Annotated in this window: 9 protein-coding genes; 7 read left to right on the top strand and 2 right to left on the bottom strand. The window is 69.4% G+C overall.

The genetic code is table 11. The features are described 5' to 3' along the window. Window positions 1-141: 141 nt before the first annotated feature. Window positions 142-621, bottom strand: coding sequence for an NUDIX hydrolase (locus PKE79_RS03070; RefSeq protein WP_271172171.1), 480 nt, complete (start codon window positions 619-621; stop codon window positions 142-144). A gap of 49 nt (window positions 622-670) precedes the next feature. On the opposite strand from PKE79_RS03070, the gene PKE79_RS03065 reads away from it, so the two are divergent. The 4 genes from PKE79_RS03065 (at window position 671) to PKE79_RS03050 (ending at window position 3,297) form a co-directional block, all read left to right on the top strand. Then, window positions 671-1,279, top strand: a complete 609-nt coding sequence (locus tag PKE79_RS03065) for a GNAT family N-acetyltransferase (RefSeq protein WP_271172170.1) — start codon at window positions 671-673, stop codon at window positions 1,277-1,279. After that, window positions 1,276-1,743: a GNAT family N-acetyltransferase gene (locus tag PKE79_RS03060; protein ID WP_271172169.1), complete on the top strand. Its 468-nt coding sequence runs from the start codon at window positions 1,276-1,278 to the stop codon at window positions 1,741-1,743. The genes PKE79_RS03065 and PKE79_RS03060 overlap by 4 nt, the downstream gene beginning before the upstream one ends. Further along, a complete protein-coding gene (locus tag PKE79_RS03055; protein WP_271172168.1) occupies window positions 1,740-2,159 on the top strand; it encodes a GNAT family acetyltransferase in 420 nt (139 codons plus the stop codon). Before PKE79_RS03060 ends, PKE79_RS03055 begins: the two co-directional genes overlap by 4 nt. A gap of 208 nt (window positions 2,160-2,367) precedes the next feature. Continuing rightward, window positions 2,368-3,297: a hypothetical protein gene (locus PKE79_RS03050; RefSeq protein ID WP_271172167.1), complete on the top strand. Its 930-nt coding sequence runs from the start codon at window positions 2,368-2,370 to the stop codon at window positions 3,295-3,297. 113 nt (window positions 3,298-3,410) lie between these two features. On the opposite strand, the gene PKE79_RS03045 is transcribed toward PKE79_RS03050, so the two are convergent. Then, window positions 3,411-4,172 carry a CPBP family intramembrane glutamic endopeptidase gene (locus tag PKE79_RS03045; RefSeq protein ID WP_271172166.1) on the bottom strand — a complete coding sequence of 254 codons (762 nt, stop codon included), beginning with the start codon at window positions 4,170-4,172 and terminating at the stop codon, window positions 3,411-3,413. 243 nt (window positions 4,173-4,415) lie between these two features. On the opposite strand from PKE79_RS03045, the gene PKE79_RS03040 reads away from it, so the two are divergent. The 3 genes from PKE79_RS03040 to PKE79_RS03030 all read left to right on the top strand — a co-directional run bounded on the left by PKE79_RS03040 (window position 4,416) and on the right by PKE79_RS03030 (window position 8,082). After that, window positions 4,416-6,047, top strand: coding sequence for a peptide ABC transporter substrate-binding protein (locus PKE79_RS03040; RefSeq protein WP_271172165.1), 1,632 nt, complete (start codon window positions 4,416-4,418; stop codon window positions 6,045-6,047). A gap of 183 nt (window positions 6,048-6,230) precedes the next feature. Beyond that, on the top strand, window positions 6,231-7,160 hold the full coding sequence (locus PKE79_RS03035; RefSeq protein ID WP_271172164.1) for an ABC transporter permease: 930 nt from the start codon (window positions 6,231-6,233) through the stop codon (window positions 7,158-7,160). Beyond that, window positions 7,150-8,082, top strand: coding sequence for an ABC transporter permease (locus PKE79_RS03030; RefSeq protein WP_271172163.1), 933 nt, complete (start codon window positions 7,150-7,152; stop codon window positions 8,080-8,082). Before PKE79_RS03035 ends, PKE79_RS03030 begins: the two co-directional genes overlap by 11 nt. The last annotated feature ends 22 nt before the right edge of the window (window positions 8,083-8,104 follow it).

The raw sequence follows: 8,104 nt of genomic DNA, 5'->3' as shown, positions 1-8,104 counted from the left end.
GGTTCAGAGCGGATGCGGTAGCAGCTCCACTCTGCCGGGAGGTTCTCGTCACATCAGGGAAGCCAGATCAAACAACGTCCCTGAGCAGTACAGCTAGTCCGACGGATGGGACGGGCCAGGGCGGGCCAGGGCGGGACGGGATCAGGTCTCGAAGCGCGCGTGGGGATGGCCGGCGGCGGCCATCCGGATCCGCTCGCGCATCTCGGCGTCGACGTCGCCCAGATCGTCGAGTCGGCGCCACATCGCCTCGGTGTTCTCGCCGTCTTCCGGGTGCGGCTCTCCGGAGACGTAGCGGCAGCGGAAGACGAGGTCGAGGTACTGCGCCTGGTCGCCGTTCGCGTACGTCATCGGCCGCGTCGCGTGCACCCACGCGAGCGACTCGGCCTCGGCGACGACGGCGGCCTCCTCGAGCACCTCGCGCACGGCCGACACCGCGGGCTCCTCGCCGGGATCGACGATGCCCGTGACCGGCGTGAGGCGCGCATTGTCCGCGCGCCGGACGAGCAGCACCTCGCGCTCTGCGCCGTCGCCGCGCAGCACGACCGCGGTCACGCCCGTGAGCCACAGGGGGTCGGTCCCGATCCTCTCGCGCAGTCGCAGGATGAAGTCGGGGGTCGCCATGAGGCGATCCTATGCGGGCGGACGTCGCGGCGACCGATAGCGTGGATCGGTGGACTTCGCTGCGAACCCCGTGCTCGAGAACGACATCGTCCGTCTGGAGCCGCTGAGCTCGGCGCATCACGACGACCTGGCGGCGGCCGTCGCGGAGGGCGACCTCTGGCGGACCTGGTACACGCGCATCCCCTCGCCCGACGGGGTCGCCGCGGAGATCGACCGGCGGCTCGGGGAGCAGGCGGCCGGGCGGATGGCGCCCTGGGCCGTCGTGGATGCCCGGACGGGGCGTGCGCTCGGCATGACGACCTACTGCAACATCGACGCGCCGAACCGCCGCGTCGAAATCGGGTACACGTGGCTCGCGCGCTCGGCGCAGGGGACCGGCGTGAATCCGGCCGCGAAGCTGCTGCTGCTCGAGCGCGCGTTCGACGAGCTCGACTGCGTGTGCGTGCAGTTCTGCACCCACTGGCACAACCAGCAGTCGCGCGCCGCCATCGCCCGTCTCGGCGCCCGGCAGGACGGCGTGCTGCGGGCCCACGCGATCTTCCCCGACGGGCACGTGCGCGACACGGTGGTCTTCTCGATCCTGCCGCACGAGTGGGCGGCCGTGCGGCTCGGCCTCGAGGCGCGACTCGAGCGGCACCGGGAGGCGGCTCGCGCATGACCGCTCTCGTCCCGATGGCGGCCGCCGACTCCGGCGACGTCGAGGCGTTCCTGCGCCTGGTCGACCTCACGACGAGCGGCCTCGACGCTCCGTCTGTGCGCATCTGGCTCCGCCGCGACGCTGCCGGCCGCATCGTCGAGACGACCGGCTACGAGGCGAGCGCCGACGGCGGCCACGCGCTCATCCGCAGTGTCGCCGTGCATCCGGATGGCCGCGCGGCCGGCACGGGGACGTCTCTCGCGCGCTTCGCGCTCGCGCGGGCGGCAGAGGCGGGTGCCACGACGGCGTGGCTGTTCTCCCGCCGGTCCGGGCCGTTCTGGCAGAAGCTCGGCTTCGTCCCGGCCGACCGGGCGGAGCTGGCAGCGGCCCTCGCCGACACGCACCAGGTGCGCCTCTTCCGCGAGACGGGGCAGCTTGATCGCGAGGTGGCCTGGTCGCGGTCGCTCGCGGAGCTCGCATCGTGAGCATCGCCATCCGCCCGCTCGTGGATGCGGACGTCGAGCCGGTCGTGGCGCTGTGGACGGCGGCCGGGCTCACTCGGCCCTGGAACGACCCCCATAAGGACATCCGCCGCGCGCGGGAGGTCTGGCCGGAGCTGCTTCTCGTCGCGGACGACGACGGCGCGGTCGTCGGCACGGTGATGGCGGGCTACGACGGGCACCGCGGCTGGCTCTCGTACCTCGCGAGCGCCCGTCGCGGCGAGGGGATCGGCCGCGCGCTCGTGGCGGAGGCCGAGCGGCGGCTCCTCGCGCTCGGATGCCCCAAGGTCATGCTGATGGTCCGTGCGGAGAACCGCGGCGTCATGGACTACTACGCGGAGCTCGAGTACGCCCGCGACGACGTCGCCGTCCTCGGCAAGCGCCTGATCCCGGACGTGTAGCGGCGTCCGGCGCGTCCCACTCGTGAGACTAGCTCTCGCCGCCGAGACTGCTGCCCGGAGCACCGGTCTCGACGACCAGCGCTAGTCCCAAGGCAGCGGTGGCGCGGAGCGCGGCAACGGCGCGTGCACAGGGGGACCTGTTCCGCGTGTCTGTCCAGAAGACGATCGACGTCGCACGCTCGTGGAACCGCTTCGCGAGGCTGGAGCCATGGCCGACCGCGACGAGCTGCACAGGACAGGGCGCGACGCCAGCCTCCGGGCGCTGCGCCGGCAGGTGGGGCAGACCGTGCCGATGCGACGCGGGCTGCACGTCGCGGCCGACGACTGGACGCGGCTCGCCCCGTACGAGCGGTATGCGCGGAGGGTCAGCGCGGCCGTCTCGGCGTTGCGCGATCCCGTGCTGTGCTTCGAGTCGGCTGCCGTGCGACATGCCCTCCCTGTGTTCGGCGAACCGCGCGACATCCATCTGCTGCATATGGGCCGAGGGCATTCGTATCGACGGGGAGACGTTCTCGCCCACACGAGCATGGCGGAGCGGGAGATCGTCCGGGTCGACGGCGTGCGGATGACGTCGAAGCTCGAGACCGCGATCGACCTCGCGCGCGTGCTGCCGCTCGCGTTCGGCGTTGCGGTCGTCGATGCCGCGCTGCGGTCCGGACTGACGTCGGACGACCTCGAGCGGCGCATCCGCGAGCTGCCGAACCGGCGCGGCGCTCGCATCGGCCACGCTGCCCTGAAGGCGGCCGACGCGAGATCGGAGTCGGTCCTCGAGAGCGTCAGCCGCGTAGTGCTGGAGCTCCTCGGGTTCGAGTCGCCCGAACCGCAGGCCGAGTTCGTCGTCAACGGGAGAGTTCGCCGGGTCGACGCGTGGTGGAGATCCGTCCGGGTCATCGGCGAAGCCGACGGGCGCGCGAAGTACGCGCAGCCGACGGACTCGTCGACCGCGCTCGTGCTGCGTGAGGAACGGCGCCGGGAGAACGAGCTCCAGATCGCGGCAGGGCGGGTGATCCGATGGGAATGGTCAGACGTCGTGCGCGTCGAGCCGTTCGAGCGGATCCTCGTCGCCGCGGGCATCCCGCGCATCAGGCCGCGGTCGCCGGAGGTCTTCGCGGCGGTGCGCAACCCGCGTTCGCGGTGACGAACGGCCCGCGAGACCAGTGCGTCGTTGAGACTAGCTCCCGTCGTCGAAACCGGTGCTCGAAGCGCCAGTCTCGACGACGGGCACTAGTCTCACCGAGGGCGGATGGGCACCTACGGCAGGTACGGTGCGACGAGCGGGTAGCCGACGAACGCGATGACGTCGATGAGCGCGTGCGCGATGACGAGGGGCATGACACGCCCCCAGTGGCGGTAGCACCAGACGAACACGACGCCCATCGCGAAGTTCCCGACGATCCCGCCGAACCCCTGGTAGGCGTGGTAGGCAGCGCGCAGGCCGGCCACCGCGAGGATGACCGACCAGGGGCGCCAGCCCAGGCGCGCGAGCCGGTCGACGAGATATCCGTTCAGGATGACCTCCTCGAGGAGCCCCGCGCGCACCGCGGACAGCACGAGGATCGGGACGAGCCATCCCTCGACGCCCGACGACGCCTGCACGTCGACGTTGAGGCCGAGCGCGCGGGCGCCGAGATAGAGCGCGAGGCCCGGCACGCCGATGACCACGAGCAGGATGGCCGCACGGCCGAGATCCCGGGGGATGGCGCGCAGATCGAGCCCGATGCGCCGCAGGGCGCTCCGCCCCGGCTCCCAGAGCAGGTACACCACCAGGGCGACGAGGGCGAGGTCGAAGAAGACGTCGAGGATCCGGTAGACCGCGTCCCACAGCGGCTCCTCCGCGCGAGCGGGATTCAGAGCCGCCGACTGGTCGGCGAGCGCGACCGGCCGCAGGAGAGCGCGCACGAGCGAGAGCACCGAGTAGAGCGCCGACTGCCCGAGGGTCAGGGCGAGGACGATCGCGACCTCCCAGGCGAGGCGACGTCGCGAAGGCCGCGCGGCGAGGAGGGAAGCGCTCATACCACGAGACTCGCACAGCGCGGGGATGCGACCGCGCGAAACGCCGTCGATGCATGTGCATGAAGTCGACGGCGTGTTGGCGCAGATTGCCAAATTGAGAGCCCCTCCAGTAAAGGGTCTGTAACGGTTCCGCTGAAGGTTTGTCACAGACCGCATCGGAGCCTAGATTTCACTCATCGCATTCACGGAGACTCCCGAGGCTTCGTGAAGGCACCTACAACCCCTTCCATCGGAGGAATCACTGTGAAGCGCAACAAGATCGCCCTCGCGGGGCTCGCGCTGCTCTCGGTCGGCGGCATCACGCTCGCCGGCTGCGCAAGCGGATCCGGCGACACCGGCGAGGAGACGCCGACGGACGGCGCATCGACCGCCGTCATCACGACCAACGGCTCGGAGCCTCAGAACCCGCTGCTCCCGACCCACACGAACGAGACCGGCGGCGGCAAGATCGTCGACTCGATCTTCGCGGGCCTCATCTCGTACGAGGCCGACGGCTCCGTCGTGAACGACGTCGCCGAGGAGATCACGGTCGACTCGCCCACGCAGCTCACGGTGAAGATCCGCGAGGGCCTGACGTTCACGAACGGCGAAGAGGTCACTGTCGACAACTTCATCAAGGCCTGGAACTACGGCGCGCTCCTGTCGAACGCGCAGAACGCCTCGTACTTCTTCGAGGACATCGAGGGCTTCAGCTGGGACGAGGACTCCGAGCTCACCGGTCTCGAGCAGGTCGACGACTACACGTTCACCATCACGCTCAACAAGCCTGCTGCCGACTTCGCACAGCGTCTCGGCTACTCGGCGTACTACCCGCTCCCCGACGTCGCGTTCGAGGACATGGAGGCGTTCGGCGAGAGCCCGATCGGGAACGGCCCCTACATGCTCGCCAGCGAGGACGCGTGGCAGCACGACGAGGGCATCGACCTCGTCGTCAACCCCGACTACGACGGCCCCCGCGCCGCGAAGAACGGCGGCCTGAACATCGTCTTCTACGCGACGCAGGACGCCGCCTACCAGGACCTGCTCGCGGGCAACGTCGACGTGCTCGACGCGATCCCGGACTCGGCGCTCGAGACGTTCGAGAGCGACCTGCCCGACCGCTGGGTGAACCAGCCGGCCGCGATCTTCCAGTCGCTCACGATCCCCGAGTGGCAGGAGCACTTCGCCACGGATGAGGAGGGGCGCCTCCGCCGCGCGGCGATCTCGCACGCGATCAACCGCGAGGAGATCACCGACGTCATCTTCCAGGGCACGCGCACGCCCGCGAGCGACTTTACGTCGCCCGTGATCGACGGGTGGAGCGAGTCGCTCGAGGGCGGCGAGGTCCTCGAGTACGACCCCGACCTCGCGAAGGAGCTCTGGGCGCAGGCCGACGAGATCAGCCCGTACAGCGGCGACGAGTTCACGATCTCGTACAACGCCGACGGCGGCCACCAGGCCTGGGTCGACGCGGTCGCGAACTCGATCTCGAACACGCTCGGGATCACCGCGATCGGCGAGCCGTACCCCGACTTCGCCACGTACCTCGACGCGCGCGACAACAAGCAGGTCGGCGCCTTCCGCTCCGGATGGCAGGCGGACTACCCGGGTCTGTACAACTTCCTCGGCCCGCTCTACGCCACCGGCGCCGGCTCGAACGACGGCGACTACTCGAGCGAGGAGTTCGACTCGCTGATCGCCGAGGGCATCAGCGCCACCGACCCCGAAGAGGCGAACGAGATCTTCCAGCAGGCGCAGACCGTCCTGCTGACCGATCTCCCCGCCATCCCCCTGTGGTACTCGAACGTGACCGGCGGCTGGAGCGAGACCGTCGACAACGTCGAGTTCGGCTGGAACTCGGTCCCGATCTACAGCGAGATCACCAAGGCCGAGTGACGGGAGAGCCGCAGGCTCTCTCCCCGCGAGGCGGCGACGGTCACCGTCGCCGCCTCGCCCCATGCCTCGCCCCAGCGCGCTCTCAGAAGCGCCGGGCGATGATGGGGCCCGACTCCGGCACCGAATGATCGGTGCCTTTTCCGTGACCCGACACGGATCTCTCAATCCACAGGAAGGAAGAGGATGGCCAGCTACGTCCTCAGACGGCTCCTGCAGGTGATACCGGTGTTCCTCGGCGCCACCCTGCTCATCTACTTCATGGTCTTCGCCATGCCCGGCGACCCGATCGCGGCCCTCTTCGGCGAGAAGCAGCCGCCGGACGCCGTGATCGAGAACCTGCGTCGGCAGTACATGCTCGACCAGCCGTTCATCGTGCAGTACCTCAACTACCTCGGCGGCATCCTCCGCCTCGACTTCGGCGTGACGTTCTCCGGTCAGGACGTGATGACGGTGCTCGCGCGCACCTTCCCCGTGACGCTGCGGCTCGCGGTCATGGCGGTCGCGATCGCCTTCGTGCTGTCGATCGTGGTCGGCGCCACATCGGCCCTGCTGAAGGGCGGCGTGTACGACAACCTCATGCTCGTCATCGCGCTCGTCTTCGTGGCGGTGCCGATCTTCGTCCTCTCGTTCATCGCGCAGTACTTCCTGGGCGTGCAGCTCGCGTGGTTCAAGCCGACCGTCGGCGCGAACAACGACTGGGGCGACCTCTGGCTGCCTGCGCTCGTGCTCGGCTTCAGCATCTACGCCGCGAGCATGCGCCTGACGCGCTCGTCGATGATCGAGACCCTCGGTCAGGACTGGGTCCGCACGGCCTACGGGAAGGGGCTCCCGCGACGACGCGTGATCCCCGTTCACGTGCTGCGCAACTCGCTCATCCCGATGGTGACCGACACCGCGACCCAGTTCGGCATCCTCATGGTCGGCGCGACGGTCACGGAGGGCATCTTCAACGTGCCCGGCGTCGGCAACACGCTCTTCCAGGCGATCATCCGGCATGAGACGCCCACGGTCGTCTCGTTCGTGACGATCTTCGTGGTCGTGTACGTGCTCATCAACCTGCTCGTCGACCTGCTCTACGGTCTGCTCGACCCGAGGATCCGCTATGTCAAGTAACACGCGCTTCGTCGCCCCCGTGAAGCAGACCATCGTCGTCGACGCGGTCCGCGTCGACGAGAGGAAGAGCAACCTCTGGCTCGACGCATGGCGCGACCTGCGCCGTCGTCCGTCGTTCTGGGTCGCGCTCGCGGTGAGCGCGCTCATCGTGCTCATCGCCGCCTGGCCCACGCTCTTCACGCAGACCTCGCCCTACCTCGGGTGCGAGCTCGCCAACAGCAACGGCGGCCCGACCGCCGGACACCCGCTCGGATTCACCCGCCAGGGCTGCGACATCTGGTCGCGGCTCGTGTGGGGAACGCGGACGTCGATGGTCGTCGGTCTGCTCGCCACGATCATCGGCACCGTGATCGGCGTCATCATGGGCGCGCTCGCGGCGTTCTACGGCGGATGGCTCGACTCGCTGCTGTCGCGCATCGGCGACATCTTCTTCACCATCCCCTACATCGTCGCGGCGATCGTCGTGATGACGGTGCTCCAGGAGCAGCGCAACGAGCTCGTCCTCGCGTTCGCGATCGGCGGGTTCTCATGGGCGTCGACCGCGCGCATCATGCGCGCGGAGGTGCTCCGCGTGAAGCAGGCGGACTACGTGATGGGCTCCATCGCCCTCGGCCTGTCGCGGTTCAAGACGCTCCTCGTGCACGTCCTGCCGAATGCCATGGCCCCCGTGATCGTCGTCGCGACGATCAGCCTCGGGCAGGCGATCGTCGCCGAGGCGACCCTGTCGTTCCTCGGCGTCGGCCTCGGCGGCACCACCATGTCGTGGGGCAACGACATCAGCCAGGCGCAGACCTCCATCCGCACCTCGCCGATGGCGCTGTTCTGGCCGTCGCTCGCGCTGACGATCGCGGTGCTCGCGTTCATCACGCTCGGCGAGCTGCTGCGCGACGCGCTCGACCCGAAGGCGAGGGCGCAGCGATGACCGATCTCACGAAGGGCACACC

The sequence above is a fragment of the Microbacterium barkeri genome (assembly GCF_027921765.1).
In the GTDB taxonomy this organism is placed as follows: Bacteria; Actinomycetota; Actinomycetes; order Actinomycetales; family Microbacteriaceae; genus Microbacterium; species Microbacterium barkeri.
Note: the sequence above shows the minus strand (reverse complement) of the source record. Positions and strands in the feature narration are given on the sequence as shown.